This window comes from Pseudomonas sp. GW821-FHT07G10, assembly GCF_059418545.1.
Map to the genome: position 1 here is coordinate 387280 of NZ_JBWKQB010000002.1, position 18791 is coordinate 406070.

Annotated in this window: 19 protein-coding genes, 1 other RNA gene and 2 pseudogenes; 14 read left to right on the forward strand and 8 right to left on the reverse strand. The window is 59.7% G+C overall.

From position 1 onward, the window contains the following. Window positions 1-299 precede the first annotated feature (299 nt). A complete protein-coding gene (locus AC07O1_RS05070; RefSeq protein WP_495088094.1) occupies window positions 300-947 on the forward strand; it encodes a gamma-glutamylcyclotransferase in 648 nt (215 codons plus the stop codon). Between the two features lie 42 nt (window positions 948-989). Here the strand turns inward: AC07O1_RS05070 and glpT are convergent. Both glpT and AC07O1_RS05080 read right to left on the reverse strand, forming a co-directional pair. Then, window positions 990-1159, reverse strand: a pseudogene (gene glpT / locus AC07O1_RS05075) (glycerol-3-phosphate transporter); the annotation flags it as partial. Beyond that, complete coding sequence (locus AC07O1_RS05080) at window positions 1158-2135, reverse strand: NADPH:quinone oxidoreductase family protein (protein ID WP_495088095.1); 978 nt, start codon at window positions 2133-2135, stop codon at window positions 1158-1160. The pseudogene glpT and the gene AC07O1_RS05080, both read right to left, overlap by 2 nt. A 177-nt stretch (window positions 2136-2312) precedes the next feature. Between AC07O1_RS05080 and AC07O1_RS05085 the strand changes: the two genes are divergently transcribed. Both AC07O1_RS05085 and AC07O1_RS05090 read left to right on the forward strand, forming a co-directional pair. Further along, window positions 2313-2720: a flagellar basal body-associated protein FliL gene (locus AC07O1_RS05085; protein WP_494990820.1), complete on the forward strand. Its 408-nt coding sequence runs from the start codon at window positions 2313-2315 to the stop codon at window positions 2718-2720. Further along, on the forward strand, window positions 2720-2950 hold the full coding sequence (locus tag AC07O1_RS05090; protein ID WP_495088096.1) for a hypothetical protein: 231 nt from the start codon (window positions 2720-2722) through the stop codon (window positions 2948-2950). The genes AC07O1_RS05085 and AC07O1_RS05090 overlap by 1 nt, the downstream gene beginning before the upstream one ends. Here AC07O1_RS05090 and AC07O1_RS05095 read toward each other — a convergent pair. Next, window positions 2934-3383: an EVE domain-containing protein gene (locus AC07O1_RS05095; protein ID WP_495088097.1), complete on the reverse strand. Its 450-nt coding sequence runs from the start codon at window positions 3381-3383 to the stop codon at window positions 2934-2936. The two genes, AC07O1_RS05090 and AC07O1_RS05095, sit on opposite strands and share 17 nt — an antisense overlap. 196 nt (window positions 3384-3579) lie before the next feature. On the opposite strand from AC07O1_RS05095, the gene AC07O1_RS05100 reads away from it, so the two are divergent. Continuing rightward, entirely contained in the window at window positions 3580-3723 is a 144-nt protein-coding gene (locus AC07O1_RS05100) for a hypothetical protein (protein ID WP_494990817.1), read from the forward strand. A gap of 35 nt (window positions 3724-3758) precedes the next feature. On the opposite strand, the gene AC07O1_RS05105 is transcribed toward AC07O1_RS05100, so the two are convergent. The 4 genes from AC07O1_RS05105 to AC07O1_RS05120 all read right to left on the reverse strand — a co-directional run bounded on the left by AC07O1_RS05105 (window position 3759) and on the right by AC07O1_RS05120 (window position 5189). Then, window positions 3759-4364: a 5-formyltetrahydrofolate cyclo-ligase gene (locus AC07O1_RS05105; protein ID WP_494990816.1), complete on the reverse strand. Its 606-nt coding sequence runs from the start codon at window positions 4362-4364 to the stop codon at window positions 3759-3761. A gap of 92 nt (window positions 4365-4456) precedes the next feature. After that, window positions 4457-4635: non-coding RNA, 6S RNA (gene ssrS, locus AC07O1_RS05110), on the reverse strand. Between the two features lie 30 nt (window positions 4636-4665). Further along, entirely contained in the window at window positions 4666-4983 is a 318-nt protein-coding gene (locus AC07O1_RS05115) for a cell division protein ZapA (RefSeq protein ID WP_494990815.1), read from the reverse strand. Beyond that, complete coding sequence (locus AC07O1_RS05120; RefSeq protein ID WP_007982902.1) at window positions 4980-5189, reverse strand: TIGR02449 family protein; 210 nt, start codon at window positions 5187-5189, stop codon at window positions 4980-4982. Before AC07O1_RS05120 ends, AC07O1_RS05115 begins: the two co-directional genes overlap by 4 nt. A gap of 127 nt (window positions 5190-5316) precedes the next feature. On the opposite strand from AC07O1_RS05120, the gene AC07O1_RS05125 reads away from it, so the two are divergent. From AC07O1_RS05125 to gcvH, 9 genes and pseudogenes are all read left to right on the forward strand, one after another. Next, a complete protein-coding gene (locus AC07O1_RS05125) occupies window positions 5317-5874 on the forward strand; it encodes a YecA/YgfB family protein (protein ID WP_495088098.1) in 558 nt (185 codons plus the stop codon). A 27-nt stretch (window positions 5875-5901) separates the two neighbouring features. After that, complete coding sequence (pepP, locus tag AC07O1_RS05130) at window positions 5902-7236, forward strand: Xaa-Pro aminopeptidase (protein ID WP_494990813.1); 1335 nt, start codon at window positions 5902-5904, stop codon at window positions 7234-7236. Beyond that, window positions 7233-8420: a 2-octaprenyl-6-methoxyphenyl hydroxylase gene (gene ubiH / locus AC07O1_RS05135; protein ID WP_495088099.1), complete on the forward strand. Its 1188-nt coding sequence runs from the start codon at window positions 7233-7235 to the stop codon at window positions 8418-8420. The genes pepP and ubiH overlap by 4 nt, the downstream gene beginning before the upstream one ends. Window positions 8421-8442: 22 nt before the next feature. Beyond that, window positions 8443-8523 (forward strand): annotated as a pseudogene (locus AC07O1_RS05140) (tetrameric acyl-CoA thioesterase); the annotation flags it as partial. 9 nt (window positions 8524-8532) lie between these two features. Next, window positions 8533-9750 (forward strand): 2-octaprenyl-3-methyl-6-methoxy-1,4-benzoquinol hydroxylase, encoded by a 1218-nt coding sequence (locus AC07O1_RS05145; RefSeq protein ID WP_495088190.1) that lies wholly within the window; start codon window positions 8533-8535, stop codon window positions 9748-9750. Window positions 9751-9923: 173 nt separating this feature from the next. Beyond that, complete coding sequence (locus tag AC07O1_RS05150; RefSeq protein ID WP_495088100.1) at window positions 9924-10925, forward strand: extracellular solute-binding protein; 1002 nt, start codon at window positions 9924-9926, stop codon at window positions 10923-10925. A 166-nt stretch (window positions 10926-11091) separates the two neighbouring features. Continuing rightward, on the forward strand, window positions 11092-12708 hold the full coding sequence (locus AC07O1_RS05155) for an ABC transporter permease (RefSeq protein ID WP_495088101.1): 1617 nt from the start codon (window positions 11092-11094) through the stop codon (window positions 12706-12708). A gap of 156 nt (window positions 12709-12864) precedes the next feature. Continuing rightward, window positions 12865-13947, forward strand: coding sequence for a glycine cleavage system aminomethyltransferase GcvT (gene gcvT, locus AC07O1_RS05160; RefSeq protein ID WP_495088102.1), 1083 nt, complete (start codon window positions 12865-12867; stop codon window positions 13945-13947). A gap of 52 nt (window positions 13948-13999) precedes the next feature. Next, complete coding sequence (gcvH, locus tag AC07O1_RS05165; protein WP_495088103.1) at window positions 14000-14383, forward strand: glycine cleavage system protein GcvH; 384 nt, start codon at window positions 14000-14002, stop codon at window positions 14381-14383. Between the two features lie 81 nt (window positions 14384-14464). Here the strand turns inward: gcvH and AC07O1_RS05170 are convergent, their stop codons facing one another. After that, the gene (locus tag AC07O1_RS05170) at window positions 14465-15604 is read right to left on the reverse strand and encodes a DegT/DnrJ/EryC1/StrS family aminotransferase (RefSeq protein WP_495088104.1); all 1140 of its coding nucleotides are present in this window, start codon (window positions 15602-15604) and stop codon (window positions 14465-14467) included. Between the two features lie 189 nt (window positions 15605-15793). On the opposite strand from AC07O1_RS05170, the gene gcvP reads away from it, so the two are divergent. Continuing rightward, the gene (gene gcvP, locus AC07O1_RS05175) at window positions 15794-18667 is read left to right on the forward strand and encodes an aminomethyl-transferring glycine dehydrogenase (protein ID WP_495088105.1); all 2874 of its coding nucleotides are present in this window, start codon (window positions 15794-15796) and stop codon (window positions 18665-18667) included. Window positions 18668-18791 lie beyond the last annotated feature (124 nt).

Sequence of the window (18791 nt, forward strand, 5' to 3'; positions counted from 1 at the left end):
CGTCCGAAGAGCAGATAAGCAGGGTATCCCGGTAATAGGTGGGGAAAATGCTGCTCAATGGTCCTTTATCCTAAACGGGCGCAATGCTTATGCATATTTCGTTCTGGTATTTAAGATAATTATCAAAGGGTATTAGGCTATATACGCAGGGCATTGATGTGCAGAGTTTAGCCTCTGTCGTGATGTATAGAGGGTCATACGTCCTTTAGCACTTTCCGTTTTATGGTTACTGCTATATGTTCTATTAAGCTAAAGTTACTTACATCTTGTAATACTTGTGGGGCCGAACACCATTTGCCATGACAGCCATTGAATCTGCTTTTTTGAATCTGGCTTACCCTCCGCGGCTTGATCTGGGCGCGCAGCTGACTCACGAACAATTGCTCGGCTCAATGCAGGCCACCATGGCCCGGCACAAGGGTGGGCCAGTCTGGCTGTTTGCATATGGCTCGTTGATCTGGCGCCCTGAGTGCACGGCGGTCGAGCGGATGCGCGGGCGAGTGCATGGTTACCATCGCGGCTTGTACCTGTGGTCCCACGAGCACCGTGGCACGCCGGAAATGCCGGGGCTGGTGTTCGGTCTGGATCGCGGCGGCTCTTGCAGCGGCTTTGCCTATCGGCTGCCGGACGAACAGTTGGAAGCCTCGCTGTATGCCTTGTGGCAACGCGAAATGCCCTATCCCTCCTATCGCCCACACTGGCTCAGCTGCCGTCTCGAAGACGGAAGCCAGGTACAGGCCCTGGGATTTGTGCTGGAGCGGCACCTGCCCAGCTATGCTGGCAACTTGCCGGACCATGTGCTGAGCCAGGTGTTCGAAAGCGCTTGCGGGCGTTACGGCACCACTCGCGATTATGTCGAGCAGACCGTCAACGCCCTGCGTAGCCACGCCATGCCAGACCGGAATCTGGAGGCGCGGCTTAAGCGCTGTAGATCAGGCTCGCATTAAGCGAGCGCTTCGCGGCCCTGACTGGCGGCTTGTGTGCCACAAGGTCGGTGCCCAGTCCGGTACGTCATAACGCAGCAGATAGACGAAGACGTTGGCCATGGCCACGTACCAGAGCATTTCGTTGCGCGGCACTATTTGACGAAAACTGCCTTGGCGCTGAATTCGTCTTCGTTGCTGGCATCGTAGCCTTTCGGGTAATCATTCCTGTACTTACCGAACTTGAACAACAACCTTCCCAACTGCCTTGCGCTGGCCAAGATCATTAATGGCATTTGCCGCTTGCGCCAATGGATAAACCTGCGACACCAATGGCTTCAACTTGCTCTCTGCGAACCACCTGAACAACTGCTGGAAGTTCGCCGCGTTGTCCTGCGGTTGGCGCTGGGCGAACGAACCCCAGAACACGCCGACTACGGCGGCGCCTTTAAGTAGCGCAAGGTTGACCGGCAATTGGGGGATGCGTCCGCTGGCAAAGCCGACTACCAGCAGGCGGCCGTTCCAGGCGATGGCGCGAATGGCCTGGTCGAACAGGTCGCCGCCTACCGGGTCGTAGATGACGTCGGCGCCCTGACCGTCGGTCAGGCGTTTGATTTCGTCTTTCAGATTGGTTTCGGTGTAGTTGATCAGTTCATCGGCCCCGGCGGCCTTGGCGACGGCGAGTTTCTCGGCGCTGCTGGCGGCGGCGATGACGCGGGCGCCCATGGCTTTACCGATTTCCACGGCAGCGAGGCCGACGCCGCCGGATGCTCCGAGTACCAACAGGGTTTCGCCGGGTTGCAGATTGCCGCGTTGTTTGAGCGCGTGCATCGAGGTGCCATAGGTCATGCTGAACGCGGCGGCGGTGTTGAAGTCCATGGCCGCTGGAATCGGCAGTACATTGTAGCCAGGCACCGCGACCTGCTCGGCGAAGCTGCCCCAGCCCGTCAGCGCCATTACCCGATCGCCGACCTTGAAGTGGCTGACCTTTTCGCCCACCGCACTGACCACGCCGGCCGCTTCTCCACCGGGTGAAAACGGGAAGGGTGGCTTGAACTGGTACTTGCCCTCGATGATCAGCGTGTCCGGGAAATTCACTCCGGCCGCGTGCACGTCCAGCAGGATTTCGTTTTTCTTTGCTTGAGGACTGGCGACTTCTTCCAGCACCAGCGTTTCGGCGGGGCCGAAGGCTTTGCACAGCACGGCTTTCATCAGGGCTATTCCTTTGGGAGTGATGGCCGATAAGTGTAGGTGTGTGAATCAAGCGGTCAACGAGCATGCCCCGCCCTGATAGTCAGCCATAAGCTTTGTGCTTGGGCTCGGGCAGGCGGGTCAGTATCCTGGTGGCCATACTGGCCACTAGACTGCAAACCGGATAAGGAGCGAATTGTGAAAGCGTGGATCATGTTGATGCTGGCCCTGTCTCTGCCAATGGCAGCGATGGCCGAAGAAGCCAAAGAGGGTGCAGCACCGAAAGTCAGCTACATCAGCCTGACTCCGCCATTCGTTGGCAACTATGGTCTGGATGGCAGTCCGAAACTCAAGGTATTCAAAGCTGACGTGGCCTTGCGTGTGACGGGCGATGAAGCGGCACAAGCGGTGAAGGCCAACGAACCGTTGATCCGTAATCAGTTGGTGGCGCTGTTTTCCCAGCAAACCACCGAGAGCATGAGTAACGTCGAAGCCAAGGAAAAACTCCGCCAGGAAGCCTTGAAGCAGACACAGCAAGTGATGAACGACGAAACCGGCAAGCCGATGGTTGATGACCTGTTGTTCAACAATTTGATTATCCAGTAATGCTGGATCCTGTAGGAGCCGAGCTTGCTCGCGATAGCGGCCCCAAGACCGCCATCGCCGGCAAGCCGTGCTCCTACAACATGCGTGGCCTTCAGACCGCCATCGCCGGCAAGCCGTGCTCCTACAACGTGCGTGGCCTTCAGACCGCCATCGCCGGCAAGCCGTGCTCCTACAAAAGGCGTGGTTCCCGACAAGCCGTGCTCCGCGCCGCGATCAACGAAGCGCCATAACCGCCGCCCATTGCTCGGGGGTTACCGGCATCACCGACAGGCGACTGCCTTTCTGAACCAGCGGCAACTCAGCCAGTGCTGTTTGTTGTTTCAGGTAACTCAGCCCGAGCACTTTGGGGAAGGTCTGGACATGAGCGACGTTGATCGCGCTCCAGGGGTTTTTCTCTGCGTTGGCTTTCGGGTCGAAATACACGCTTTCCGGCTCCAGGGCCGTGGGGTCCGGGTACGCCGCTTCGGCGATTCGCCCGATCCCGGCAATGCCCGGTTCAGGGCAGCTGGAGTGATAAAAGAAAAACTCATCGCCCACCGCCATCGCCCGCAAGAAGTTACGCGCCTGGTAATTGCGCACGCCGTCCCAGCGCGCTTCAACGAGCTTCTCCAGGCCCTTGATCGAGAGCTCTTGCGGCTCGGATTTCATCAGCCAATAGGCCATCTTTTTTGCTCCTGGAGTGGGGTTGGGCACGTTGTCGGGCAACTTTATGACTAACCGACAGTCGGTTGACGCCACCGTTTGCGTGTCGGTTCACGTTACCGCAAAATGCCGGGCTTTTAAGCTTGACGCTGCTGCACGGCCTATATCGGAAACCGTTGCTGTCATCGTGTGTGATATGCCTGAAGGGGGGCAATCGATGAAACGCAAACCGGATTTACTCTGGATTTTGGTTATTTTGTTCGGTTTGGGTGTCGTGACCACGGGTTATGCGCAGAGCCTGTGGTCGAACCAGGCCAATGCACCGATTGAAGTCGCTCAGCAAAAACCCTTCAAGCGCTGATAGTGTTCACCGGGCGCCGCTGACTCAAGTGGCGTCTACCCGGCGATATACCACTTCCTGTCCGTGACCGTTCCTTGCATCGGTACATCCCAGCTCGCCTGAGCCAGTCGTTCGACTTTCTGACATTCATGGGCCAGCCCCAACAGTGTCGGCTTGCGCCAGGTTTTGCGACGCGCCAGATACGCCAGGCTGCGGTCGTAGAAACCGCCGCCCATCCCCAGACGTCCGCCAAACTCATCAAAGCCAACCAGCGGTAACAACACCAGATCCAGCGCCCAGACCTTGCGTTGCCGGGCCGCGTTGATCCGTGGCTCGAGAATGCCGAAGCGGTTGGGCTGCAACTTTTCCCCGGGGCGAATGCGCTGGAACACCATTTTGGTGCGCGGCCAGGCGCTGAGTACCGGCAGATAGGTGGCCTTACCCCGACGCTGAGCGGCACGCAGCAGCAAGCGCGGATCGATTTCACCGTCGGTGGGTAGATAAAGAGAGATATGTCTGGCCCGGCGAAACAGCGGGTGCTGTGCCAGTTGCCGATAAAGTCCGCGGGCCGCCTCGCGTTGTTCACTGGGTGTGAGTTCGCGGCGGGCTTTGCGCAGCATGCGTCGAAGTTGCGGGCGGGATAGCGGCGCAGGTTCGGTCATGGATTCTGGCTGATCAGGATCGAGCGCGGCAGGATGGCGCACTCGTAAAAAACCAATGCCAGTTTGAAGAAACTGGCATTGGACTGGAATTCAGGCTCCCCGGATGAACCGCTGTCGACTTAGCCCTTGAACCCGAAAGTTCAAGGTGGAAGATGCAGTAGACCTTAAGGCTTTCCGTCTAGCGGACATGCACACCGGCCCAACGTGCAACCTCCAGGGTAGTGCGAATCGGCTCAGGGACATCGCCAACTGGCAAGCACCCCAGGGAGTGGCGCGAGTATAGCGCAACCACCTTCAGGAATCAGCCCTTGCTGACATCCGGATCGGTGGCGAGCACCAGATCGACGCGATCGAGCAGGTCGCGCACCTGTTCGCGGGTCGAACCGCTGACCTGCACTTCAGGGCGCTGCTGTTTATGCAGCAGGTCATGGGTGATGTTCAGCGCGGCCATCACGGCAATGCGGTCGGCACCGATGACTTTGCCGCTGCTGCGGATTTCGCGCATTTTGCCGTCCAGATAACGGGCGGCACTCACCAGGTTGCTGCGCTCTTCCTGGGGGCAGATGATTGAATATTCTTTGTCGAGGATCTGCACGGTAACGCTATTGCTTGAACTCATGAGTCTTGCTCCAGGGCCTTCAGGCGCGAAATCATCGATTCGACCTTACGCCGGGCGATTTCGTTTTTTTCAATGAGGTGCGCGCGTTCCTCGCGCCAGGTCTTTTCCTGAGCTAATAGGAGTCCGTTTTGGCTCTTTAGTTGCTCGACCCGGGTAATTAGCAGTTCGAGTCTAGCCATCAGCGCTTGCAGGTCTGTGTCTTCCATAGCGTTCCACGGGATTTGTCTGATGGGCGGTAACTGGCGGACAGCCTTTAATAGTCTTGGCGAGTCTGTCGATGTAGGATACAAGGCCTTCATTCTAGACATAGCGCCGCTTGGCGCCTAGCTACCCATGCCCATTCAGAATTCTCCGTATCAAGCCTTCGCCAACCTGCTGAGCACCAGCGGCCATCCCGTATCGCCTGCTGAATTGCATGGCCTGCTACTCGGCCGCAGCTGCGCCGGCGCCGGTTTTGAAGTCGATGGCTGGCTGGTCGACGCCGCCGAACTGCTCGAAGGCGAGCCACAAGACAACGTCCGCAACGCCCTGATCGGCCTGCAAGAAATGGTCAAGGGCGAGCTGACCAGCGACGACATGACGGTCGTTCTGCTGTTGCCGACCGACGACGCGCCGCTCACCGAGCGCGCTGCCGCGCTGGGCCAGTGGTGCCAGGGTTTCCTCAGCGGTTTCGGCCTGAACTGCCGTGACAGCAGCATGCTGAGCACCGAGGCCACCGAAGTCCTGCAAGACCTCGCGGCTATCGCCCAGGTTCAGGACGCCCTGGAAGAGTCCGACGACGGTGAAAGTGACTACATGGAAGTCATGGAATACCTGCGGGTCGCGCCGTTGCTATTGTTCACCGAGACCAAGAAGCCCGCTGCACCGGCTGCCAAGCCTTCGCTGCATTAATTGTTTGATAGGGAAATCCATCTGCCCATGATTCATATCCCGAAATCGGAGTACACCCGTCGCCGCAAGGCGTTGATGGCGCAGATGGAACCCAACAGCATCGCGATTTTGCCTGCCGCCGCAGTGGCGATCCGTAACCGTGACGTCGAGCATGTCTACCGTCAGGACAGTGACTTTCAATACCTCAGCGGTTTCCCCGAGCCTCAGGCGGTGCTGGTCCTGATGCCCGGTCGTGAGCATGGCGAATATGTGCTGTTCTGCCGTGAACGCAACGCCGAACGCGAATTGTGGGACGGCTTACGCGCAGGCCAGGAAGGCGCGATTCGCGACTTTGGCGCCGATGACGCGTTCCCGATCACCGACATCGACGATATTCTGCCGGGCCTGATTGAAGGTCGCGACCGGGTCTATTCGGCCATGGGCAGCAACCCGGAATTCGACCGCCATCTGATGGACTGGATCAACGTGATCCGCTCTAAAGCGCACCTGGGCGCCCAGCCACCGAACGAATTCGTTGCCCTGGATCATCTGTTGCACGACATGCGCCTGTATAAATCGGCGGCAGAAGTGAAGGTGATGCGCGAAGCCGCGCGGATTTCCTCTCAAGCCCATATTCGTGCCATGCAGGCCAGCCGTGCCGGTTTGCATGAGTTCAGCCTGGAGGCGGAGCTGGATTACGAGTTCCGTAAAGGTGGGGCGAAAATGCCGGCATATGGCTCGATCGTCGCCTCTGGGCGCAATAGCTGCATCCTGCATTACCAGCAAAATGACGCAGTGCTCAAGGACGGTGATCTGGTGTTGATCGACGCTGGTTGCGAGATCGACTGCTACGCCAGCGATATCACCCGAACCTGGCCGGTCAGCGGCAAGTTTTCCCCTGAGCAGAAGGCGATCTACGAATTGGTGCTGGCTTCTCAGGAAGCGGCGTTTGCCCAAATCGCGCCGAATAAACACTGGAACCAGGCGCACGAAGCCACGGTTCAGGTGATCACGGCAGGGTTGGTGGAACTTGGCTTGTTGCAGGGCGAGGTGAATGAGCTGATTGCCAGCGAAGCCTACAAGGCTTTTTACATGCATCGCGCCGGTCACTGGCTGGGGATGGATGTGCATGACGTTGGTGAGTACAAGGTCGGCGGTGAATGGCGGGTGCTGGAAGTCGGCATGGCGCTGACGGTCGAGCCGGGTATCTACATCGCACCGGACAATCAAAATGTGGCGAAGAAATGGCGCGGCATTGGCGTGCGCATCGAGGATGACGTAGTAGTGACCAGGCAGGGCTGTGAAATTCTGACCAGCGGTGTACCGAAAACGGTGGCCGAGATCGAGGCGCTGATGGCGGCTGCCCGGATGCAAGCGGCATGAGCAGAGTCAATCTGGCAATCATAGGTGGCGGTCTGGTTGGCGCCAGTCTGGCGTTGGCCTTGCAAGCCGGGGCCAAGGCCCGCGGCTGGAAGATCGTGCTGATCGAACCTTTCGCGCCTGGCCACACCTATCAACCGAGCTATGACGCTCGCTCCTCGGCACTGTCCTTCGGCGCCCGACAAATTTATCAGCGGCTCGGCCTGTGGCAGGAAATCTCCCGCCGCGCCGAGCCGATCAAACAGATCCATGTTTCCGATCGCGGGCGGTTTTCCACCGCGCGCTTGTCGGCCATGGAAGAGGGCGTTCCGGCGCTCGGTTATGTGGTGGAGAACGCCTGGCTCGGTCAATGCCTCTGGCAAGGCCTGGACAAGGACGTGATCAGTTGGCGCTGCCCGGCCGAAGTTACGCGCATGGAGCCGCTTGAGGATGGCTATCGCCTGACCCTCAACGATGAAACTGCCCTTGAGTGCGACTTGGCGGTGCTGGCCGATGGCGGTCGCTCCGGTTTGCGTGAGCAGTTGGGCATCGGCGTCAAAAAACGTCCGTACAATCAGAGCGCGTTGATCGCCAATATCACCCCGAGCGAAGCCCATAACGGCATGGCGTTCGAGCGTTTTACCGATGATGGCCCGATGGCCTTGCTGCCGCTGCCGGAAAACCGTTGCGCGCTGGTCTGGACCCGCATCGGCATGGACGCCCAGCGTCTGGCGAACCTTGATGAGCGCAGCTTCCTGAGCGAGTTGCAGGGCGTGTTTGGTTATCGGCTGGGCGCCCTCAAACAAGTCGGTGTACGGCATCTCTATCCGCTGACGCTGGTGGAGGCCGAAGAACAGGTTCGTCCCCATCTGACCGTGCTGGGTAACGCGGCCCACAGCCTGCATCCGATTGCCGGTCAGGGTTTCAACCTGTCCCTGCGAGATGCACAGGCACTGGCCGATACGTTGCTGGCCAGCGAGAGCATGCCGGGCGACTTCGCCACCTTGCAGGCCTATCGCGAGCGGCAACGGCTGGATCAGCAACTGACCGTCGGCTTCTCCGATCAGGTCACCCGGTTGTTTGGCAGCACGCAGCCGTTGGTTTCGCTGGGTCGCAACATTGGCCTGCTTGGCCTCGACCTGCTGCCGCCGGCCAAGCGCTGGTTCGCCCGGCAGGCGATGGGCCTGGGCACGCGTCCCGATGCTTAATTGGCTGACCCGGCGTTTCAAGATTCATCACGGCGGCACGCTGGTGGCGCGGGTCGATAAAACCCTTTACGTGCGGCTCAAGCCGCAAGCGAGACAGGCTTAAAGCATGGAAATGCGCGCAGATCTGCTGATTGTCGGGGCCGGAATGGTCGGGAGCGCTTTGGCGCTGGCGTTGCAGGGCAGCGGGCTGGAGGTTCTGCTGCTCGACGGCAGCCCGTTGAGCGTCAAACCCTTCGATCCTCGGGCGCCGTTCGAGCCCCGGGTGAGCGCCTTGTCGGCAGCCAGCCAGCGGATCCTCGAACGTCTGGGGGTCTGGGAGGGTATCGTCAAACGCCGTACCAGCCCTTACGCCGAAATGCAGGTCTGGGACGGCAGTGGCACCGGGCAGATCCACTTCTCGGCGGCCAGTGTGCACGCCGAAGTGCTGGGGCATATCGTCGAGAACCGGGTGGTGCAGGATGCCTTGCTCGAACGTTTGCACGACTGTGATATGGGCCTTCTGGCCAATGCGCGGCTGGAGCAGATGCGCCGCTCAGGCGACGACTGGCTGCTGACCCTGGCCGACGGTCGCATGCTGCGTGCGCCCTTGGTGATCGCGGCGGACGGCGCCAACTCGGCGGTTCGCCGTTTGACCGGTTGCGCCACCCGTGAGTGGGATTATCTGCATCACGCCATCGTCACCAGCGTGCGCAGTGCCAAACCCCATCAGATGACCGCCCGGCAGTGTTTTACCGACAACGGTCCGCTGGCCTTTTTACCGCTGGAGCGCGACGGTCAGCACGACTGGTGCTCGATCGTCTGGTCGACCACTCCGAGCGAGGCCGAACGCCTGATGGCGCTGGACGATGAAAACTTCTGCCGCGAGCTGGAGCGAGCCTTTGAAGGTTGTCTGGGCACGGTATTGAGCGCTGACCCGCGCCTCTGTGTACCGCTGCGTCAGCGGCACGCCAAGCGCTATGTGGCTGAAGGCCTGGCGCTGATCGGTGACGCTGCCCATACCATTCACCCGCTGGCCGGGCAGGGTGTCAATCTCGGCTTCCTCGACGCCGCTGTGCTGGCTGAAGTGCTGCTGCAAGCGGCCAGCCGTGGTGAGCGCCTGGCAGATCTCAAAGTGCTCAGCCGTTACGAGCGCCGGCGCATGCCGCACAACCTGGGGCTGATGGCGGCAATGGAAGGCTTCGAACGATTGTTCCAGGCCGATCCCTTGCCGCTGCGCTGGTTGCGTAATACCGGGTTGAAGATGGTCGATCAAATGCCTGAAGCCAAGGCGCTGTTTGTGCGTCAGGCGTTGGGGTTGACCGGGGATTTGCCTGAGTTGGCCAAGGCCTGAGTTATTTGGCGTGGCTGCAGGCCGCTATCGCTTGCTCGCGATAGCGGCAGAACATTCACCTCCCATTTCTGCTCGTGCAACATCTCGTAACTCCTCGATGGAGTGTTCGGTTGAGATGCCAAATGTGAGTCCTTATCATTTGGCCTCTTTTCTGATTTCGAGAGACCGCTTCCATGTTGGCACCCAAGCGCCTACTGACTGCTCTGGCACTCACACTGATCGGCAGCACCGCCCACGCGGCTGATGAAGTAGTGGTCTACTCCTCACGAATCGACGAGCTGATCAAGCCGGTGTTCGATGCCTACACCAAAAAGACCGGCGTGCAGGTGAAGTTCATCACCGACAAGGAAGCGCCGCTGATGCAGCGGATCAAGGCCGAGGGCGAGAACGCCACCGCCGACCTGCTGCTCACCGTCGATGCCGGAAACCTCTGGCAGGCCGAGCAGATGGGTATTTTGCAGCCGTTTACTTCCAATGTAATCGACGCCAATATTCCGCTTCAATACCGTTCGTCCAGCCATCAATGGACCGGTTTGAGCCTGCGCGCGCGGACCCTGGCCTACTCCACTGAGCGGGTAAAACCGTCGGATTTGACCACTTACGAAGCCCTGGCCGGCAAACAGTGGGAAGGTCGTCTGTGCCTGCGTACGGCCAAGAAGGTTTATAACCAGTCGCTGACCGCTACGCTGATCGAAACCCACGGTGCAGAGAAGACCGAAGCAATCATCAAAGGCTGGGTCAACAACCTGTCCACCGACGTGTTCTCCGATGACATCGCAGTGCTTGAGGCGATCAATGCCGGGCAGTGCGACGTTGGCATCGTCAACACCTACTACTACGGACGTTTGCACAAGCAAAAGCCAAATCTGGCGGTGAAACTGTTCTGGCCGAATCAGGGCGACCGTGGTGTGCACGTCAACCTGTCGGGCATCGGCCTGACCAGGTACGCACCGCACCCTCAGGCGGCCAAGGCGCTGGTGGAGTGGATGACCACGCCTGAAGCGCAGAAGATCTTTGCCGATATCAATCAGGAATTCCCGGCCAACCCGAGCGTACTGCCGTCCGCTGAAGTGGCTAGCTGGGGCACGTTCGTACCCGATACGTTGCCAGTGGAAGTGGCCGGCAAGCGCCAGGCCGAAGCCATTCGCTTGATGGACCGTGCCGGCTGGAACTGAGCAGCCGGTTTGCAGAGCCCTGCATTTGCGGGGCGTTGATCGTTCCCACGCTCTGCGTGGGAATGCAGCCATGGACGCTCTGCGTCCGCTCTAAAGGTGACGCGGAGCGTCACAGGCCGTGTGCCCACGCAGAGCGTGGGCACAATCATTTGATAGAGAGCTTTTCGTGGCCCATCCCACCCAACGTCGTTGGTATCCGCTGGTCTTTGCCGTTGCAGCGCTGGTTCTGTTGCCGCTGAGCGTGTTGCTGTTGTCATGGCAGTCGATCGACCAGCAGATCTGGACGCACCTGTGGGAAACGCAGATGCCGCGCTTGCTCGGCAACACACTGACGCTGGTGCTGGGCGTCGGAGCCGGCGTAACGCTGCTGGGCGTCAGCCTGGCCTGGTTAACCAGCCTCTGTGAGTTCCCCGGGCGTCGATGGCTGGATTGGGCACTGATGCTGCCGTTTGCGATCCCGGCCTATGTACTGGCGTTCGTCTTCGTGGGTCTGCTGGATTTTGCCGGCCCGGTGCAAACCCTGTTGCGTGAATGGTTCGGCACGGGGCTGCGCCTGCCTCGGGTGCGCTCCACCGGTGGCGTGATTCTGGTTCTGGTGCTGGTGTTCTATCCCTACGTCTACCTGCTGGCGCGCACAGCCTTTCTCGCTCAGGGCAAAGGTCTGATGGAAGCTGCGCGGGTGCTCGGTCAATCGCCGTGGCAGGCCTTCTGGCGTGTGGCGCTGCCCATGGCACGACCGGCCATCGGTGCCGGCGTGGCTTTGGCATTGATGGAGACCCTGGCCGACTTTGGCGCGGTGGCGGTGTTCAACTTCGATACCTTCACCACGGCCATCTACAAGACCTGGTACGGTTTCTTCAGTCTTTCCAGCGCCGCGCAACTGGCAAGCCTGCTGCTGCTTGCTGTAACGCTGGTGTTGTACGGCGAACGCCGGGCTCGCGGTGCTAGTCGGGCGAGCAACGAGCGGCCCCGAGGCAAGGCGCTGTATCACCTGCACGGGTTCAAGGCTCTTGCCGCCAGTGGCTGGTGCGGCCTGGTGTTTGCCTGTGCCTTTGTCATTCCGATGCTGCAGTTGGTGGTCTGGTTCTGGCAACGTGGCCGTTTCGACCTCGATGAGCGTTATGCCGGGCTGATTGCGCACACATTGTATCTGGGCGCCATGGCGGCGTTGATCACGGTGAGCGTGGCTTTGCTGCTGGCATTTTCCCGACGACTGGCACCGACCCGGGCCATTCGCTCCGGAGTCAGTCTGGCCAATCTGGGTTACGCCTTGCCGGGCTCGGTGCTCGCGGTATCGATCATGTTGGCCTTCAGCTATCTGGACCGTGAACTGGTGATCCCGCTATCGTCCTGGCTCGGTGGCGCGGGCAAGCCGTTACTGTTGGGTAGCCTTTCGGCGTTATTGCTGGCGTATCTGGTGCGTTTCATTGCAGTGGCCTACGGGCCACTGGAAAACGGCCTGGCGCGGATCCGGCCTTCGTTGCCCGAAGCAGCACGAAGTTTGGGCGTCAGTGGGCCGCGACTGTTTTTCAACGTGTATCTGCCGCTTTTGCTTCCAGGCACCTTGAGTGCCGCGTTGCTGGTGTTCGTCGATGTGCTCAAGGAAATGCCCGCCACCTTGCTGATGCGCCCGTTCGGTTGGGACACGCTGGCCGTCCGCATCTTCGAAATGACCAGTGAAGGCGAGTGGTCGCGGGCATCCCTGCCGGCACTGACGCTGGTTTTGGTCGGGCTATTACCGGTCGTCGGATTGATCCGACGTTCCGCTCATCGCATAGGCTAGGTGCCAGTCCTACACCTTGCGGCTACAATGCGCGGCATTCGGTGCGGTCCGCCTTTCAGGTCGGGTCACTGAGAGCTGCTGCAAGCCGCATTTTTAAAGGCTTTCAGCCAGCGCAGTGCCTGTCCGCACCTTCGCCACGCCCGGAAGGAGAAACCCATGGGACAGCGTACGCCTCTGTATGACCTGCATCTCGCCCTAGGCGCGAAGATGGTCGATTTTGGCGGTTGGGATATGCCTCTGCATTACGGCTCGCAAGTCGAAGAGCACCATCAGGTGCGACGTGATTGCGGGGTTTTCGATGTATCCCACATGACCGTGATTGACGTCAGTGGCTCCCAGGCCAAGGCCTGGCTTCAGCATTTGCTGGCCAATGATGTCGAACGTCTGCACAGCCCCGGCCGTGCGTTGTACAGCGCCATGCTCAATGAGCGCGGCGGGGTGGTCGACGACATGATCGTCTATCGCACCGAGGCGGGTTACCGGTTGGTGGTCAACGCCGCTACCCGTGATCAGGACATGGTCTGGATGCAAGCGCAGCTCGGTGAGTTCCAGGTGCAGTTGCACGAGCGCCCCGAGTTGGCGATGCTGGCGATTCAAGGCCCACAGGCCCGGAACAAGATTGCAGAACTGGTCACTCAGGCCCGTGGCACGCTGATCCAGCACCTCAAACCCTTTGAAGCTCAGACCGACGGCGACTGGTTCATCGCGCGCACCGGTTATACCGGCGAAGATGGACTGGAAATCGTCCTGCCTGCCGATCAGGCGCCAGCGTTCTTCAATGATCTGGTCGGTGCGGGTATTTCCCCGATCGGTCTCGGTGCCCGCGATACCCTGCGCCTTGAAGCGGGTATGAATCTCTACGGTCAGGACATGCACCAGGATGTCTCACCGCTGGCCGCCAATATGGCCTGGAGCATTGCCTGGGCGCCTGCGACTCGCGATTTCATCGGTCGAGCCGCTTTAGAAACCGAGCGCGCAGGCGGAGTGAAGCAAAAACTGGTCGGTCTGGTGCTGGAAGAGCGTGGTGTTTTGCGCGCTCACCAGGTGGTTCGCATCGGCGATGTTGGCGAAGGGGAGATCACCAGTGGTAGTTTCTCTCCTACGCTTAGCAAGTCGATCGCGCTGGCGCGCGTGCCCATGGCTACCGCCGACCGTGCAGAAGTGGAAATCCGTGGCAAGTGGTACCCGGTTCGGGTGGTAAAACCGACCTTTGTGCGTCATGGCAAAGCCTTGATCTAACTTTTTCTGGCGGGCAATCAACCGCTGACATTTCTTCTTGAGGACACAGAATATGAGTGAAATCCCTGTCGACCTGCGTTTTGCCGAAAGTCACGAATGGGCCCGTCTGGATGAGGATGGTGGCGTGAAAGTGGGTATTTCAGACCATGCTCAGGAAGCCTTGGGTGATGTCGTGTTCGTCGAGTTGCCGGAAATCGGCACAGTGTTCGATGCCGGTGATGCGGCGGGTGTAGTCGAGTCGGTCAAGGCCGCTTCGGATATCTACTCGCCGGTTTCCGGTAAAGTCATCGCCATAAACGAAGAGTTGGCCAACAGCCCGGAGCTGGTTAACAGCGCGCCATACGACAGCTGGTTTTTCAAACTCGCGCCAAGCGATACCGCTGAACTGGACACGTTGCTCGACGCCACTGGCTACAAGAACGCCATCGGCGAGTAACGCTTCGGTATTTATCGCGAGCAAGCTCGCTCCTGCAGGGTTGGCGTGAACCTGTAGGAGCGAGCTTGCTCGCGATTGCGTTTAAGCCTTCAACACCGCCTTCACTGCTTCCACCGAACGCTCCACGTCGCTTTTGCTCATCGAGGTGAACATCGGCAACGAAACGATCAAACGGCCAACCCGTTCCGAAACCGGGAACATGCCTTCCTTGAAACCGCGCTCGCGGTACAGGCTCAGCAGGTGGATAGGCGGGTAGTGATAGCCGATGCCGACGCCGCGCTCCTGCATTTGTTCCATGAATGTGGCGCGAGCCGGTTTTCCGTCCTTGCGCTCCGGCAGCACCAGTTGGAACAAGTGCCAGTTGCTGTTCGTGAAATCGGCAGGCGGTAGTTGAGCGCCGTATTGCGCTTCGAAGTCGCTGCCAAAGCAGGCAAAGTAATGCTTGGCCAATTCACGGCGATGGGCGGTGATCGCGTCGATGTGAGCAAACTGGCCCAGGCCGATAGCGGCAGCCACGTCGGTCATGTTGAACTTACCGCCCAACACGTCGACATCCAGCCCATCGAAACCGCTGCGGGTAACGCCTTGCAGGCGGTACTTCTCGGCCAGACGAACCTCTTCGGCATTGTTCAGCACCAGACAGCCACCTTCGGAGGACGTGACGTTCTTGTTTGCCTGGAAGCTGAACGAGACGAAGTCGCCGGTCGAACCGATACGCTGGCCATTCCAGCTCGAGCCCAGCGCTTGCGCGGCATCTTCCAGCACTCGCAGGCCGTGTTTCCTGGCCAGCGCGTACAAGCGCTCCATGTCCACTGGCAGACCTGCCAGGTACACCGGGAGGATCGCCTTGGTGCGCGGCGTGATTGCGGCTTCGACCTGCGCCAGATCGATATTGCGGGTGATCGGGTCGATGTCGGCGAACACCGGTGTGGCGCCGACCTCGAGGATTACGTTGGCCGTGGCCACCCAGGAGATCGGGGTGGTGATGACTTCATCGCCGGCGCCAATCCCGGCGATGCGCAAGGCGATCTCCATGGTGCAGGTGCCGGAGTTGAACGTACGTACCGGCCGACCGCCAAAGTACTCCGAAAGCTGGGCTTCGAAGGCTTGCACCTTGGGGCCGCTGGTGATCCAGCCCGAGCGCAATACGTCGCCGACAGCGGCAATCGTGGCTTCATCGATGGTGGGTTTTGAAAACGGCAGAAACGGCAGTTGGCTCATGATGATTGAAGTATCCGATAGGCATACGGTTGAGGCGTTGATTGGAACTCGCCAAGGTTAGCGCGATAACGTCGGGCATGATGATCCGGATTGACCGAAGGCGCCATACCGTCAGCGCTCAGGATCGACTGCTATGCTGCTTTGACCGTGTTGCATAGACGCCGAGCGCCACTTAAGAGAGAGCCCGTCATGTCCCAGTTGCCGTCTTTGAGCCAGTTGCGAGACCCTAATACCTTTCTGCGGCGCCATCTGGGAGCTGATGCTGCCGAGCAGCAGGCCATGCTCGACAGCCTCGGGCTCGGCAGTCGAGTCGAGTTGATCGAGCAGACGGTGCCGCCAGGCATTCGTTTCAACCGCGTTCTGGACTTGCCGCCAGCACTCGATGAAGAGGCTGCACTGGCCAGACTCAAAGGTTATGCCGAGCAGAATCAGGTCTGGACCAGCCTGATCGGCATGGGCTATCACGGTACTCTGACGCCAACGGTGATCCTGCGTAACGTGCTGGAAAATCCCGGTTGGTACACCGCTTACACGCCGTATCAGCCCGAGATTGCCCAAGGTCGGCTCGAAGCGCTGCTGAATTTCCAGCAAATGACCATCGACCTCACGGGCCTGGAGCTGGCCAACGCTTCACTGCTGGATGAAGCCACAGCAGCAGCCGAAGCCATGGCCTTGGCTAAACGCGTGGCCAAATCCAGAAGCAATTTATTCTTCGTCGACAAAAACTGCCACCCGCAGACCATCTCGGTGGTGCAGACCCGGGCCGAAGGATTCGGCTTCGAGCTGGTGATCGATACGGTGGAAAACCTCACTCGCCATCAAGTTTTTGGCGCGCTGCTGCAGTACCCGGACACCCACGGTGAAATCCGCAATCTGCGCCCGCTGATCGACCATCTGCACGCGCAGCAGGCGCTGGCCTGCGTGTCTGCCGATCTGCTCAGCCTGTTGCTGTTGACCCCGCCAGGGGAGTTGGGTGCCGACGTGGTGTTCGGTTCGTCCCAGCGTTTCGGCGTGCCCATGGGGTATGGCGGTCCCCATGCAGCGTTTTTTGCCAGTCGCGATGAATACAAGCGAGCGATTCCCGGGCGCATCATCGGCGTTTCGAAAGATGCGCGCGGCAATGTTGCCCTGCGCATGGCCCTGCAAACCCGCGAGCAGCATATCCGCCGGGAGAAAGCCAACTCGAACATCTGTACTGCGCAGGTGCTGTTGGCCAACATCGCCAGCTTCTATGCGGTTTATCACGGCCCCGAGGGGCTCAAGCGCATCGCTCAGCGAGTCCACCGGTTGACCTGTATTCTGGCGGCGGGCCTGCAGAGAAATGGCATTAAACGACTCAACGAGCAATTCTTCGACACCCTGACGCTGGATGTCGGCGGCAGTCAGACGGCGATCATCGAAAGCGCCAGGGATGCGCAAATCAATCTGCGCATCCTCGGGCGTGGTCAGTTGGGTCTGAGTCTCGACGAAACCTGTGATGAAACCACCGTGGCGCGGCTGTTCGATGTCTTTCTCGGTGCCGGTCACGGTCTGGATGTCGCTGAGCTGGATGCCGAGGCATTGGCCTCGGGCATCCCCAATGAACTGCTGCGCAGCTCTCCTTATCTGAGCCATCCGGTATTCAGTGCCCATCACAGTGAAACCGAGATGCTGCGCTACCTCAAACAGCTGGAGAACAAGGACCTGGCGCTCAACCAGTCGATGATCCCGCTGGGCTCCTGCACGATGAAACTCAATGCCAGCAGCGAGATGATCCCGATCACCTGGCCAGGTTTCGCCAATCTGCACCCGTTCGCGCCGAAAGAGCAGGCGCTTGGCTATTCACTGATGATCAGTGAGTTGCAGAGCTGGCTCTGTGCGATCACCGGTTTCGATGCCATCTGCATGCAACCCAACTCCGGAGCTCAGGGTGAATACGCCGGGTTGCTGGCAATCCGCAAATACCACGAAAGCCGCCAACAGGACGCCCGCAACATCTGTCTGATTCCTGCTTCCGCCCACGGCACCAACCCGGCTTCGGCGCAGATGGCCGGGATGCAAGTGGTGATCGTCGAGTGCGACGATGCCGGTAACGTCGATCTGGATGACCTGAAAGCCAAGGCCCAGGATGCGGGCGACAATTTGTCGTGCCTGATGGCGACCTATCCGTCGACCCATGGCGTATATGAAGAAGGCATCAGCGAGATCTGTGAAGTTATCCACAGCCACGGCGGCCAGGTCTATATGGACGGCGCTAACCTCAATGCTCAGGTTGGGCTGGCGCGGCCGGCGGATATCGGCGCCGACGTTTCCCACATGAATCTGCACAAGACTTTCTGCATTCCCCATGGCGGTGGTGGTCCCGGTATGGGACCGATTGGCGTGCGTGCGCATCTGGCACCGTTCGTTGCCAATCACCCGGTGGTGCAGATCGAAGGTCCGCAGCCGCAGAACGGGGCGGTCAGCGCCGCGCCCTGGGGCAGCGCGAGCATCTTGCCGATCAGTTGGATGTACATCGCGCTGATGGGACCGCAATTGGCCGATGCCAGCGAAGTGGCGATTCTCGCTGCGAACTATCTGGCCGAGCACTTGAGCGGTGCCTTCCCGGTGCTCTACACCGGGCGAAATGGCCGGGTGGCCCACGAATGCATCCTCGACTTGCGGCCGCTCAAGGCGCAAACCGGGATCAGTGAAGAGGATGTCGCCAAGCGTTTGATGGACTATGGCTTCCATGCACCGACCATGTCGTTCCCGGTGCCGGGTACGCTGATGGTCGAGCCGACCGAAAGCGAGTCCAAGGCTGAACTGGATCGCTTCATCGAAGCGATGCTGAGCATTCGCGCAGAAATATCCGAAGTGCAGAACGGCAACTGGCCCGCCGAAGACAACCCGTTGAAACGTTCACCCCACACACTGGCGGATATCACAGGGGTCTGGGAGCGGCCTTACACCATAGAACAGGCGGTGACGCCCAGCGCGCACACCAAGGCCCATAAGTACTGGCCGACGGTGAATCGCGTCGACAATGTCTACGGTGACCGCAATCTGTTCTGTGCTTGCGTGCCGGTGGATGCCTATCGCTGAAAAAAACCGCGATCTTCCTCTGTAGTAGCAGCCGGTCGACGCTCGATTGGTCCGGGCGGCGTTCCGACGATGGCGATCTCAAGGACGCCATCGCCGGCAAGCTGTGCTCCTACAGGGTTTCGGG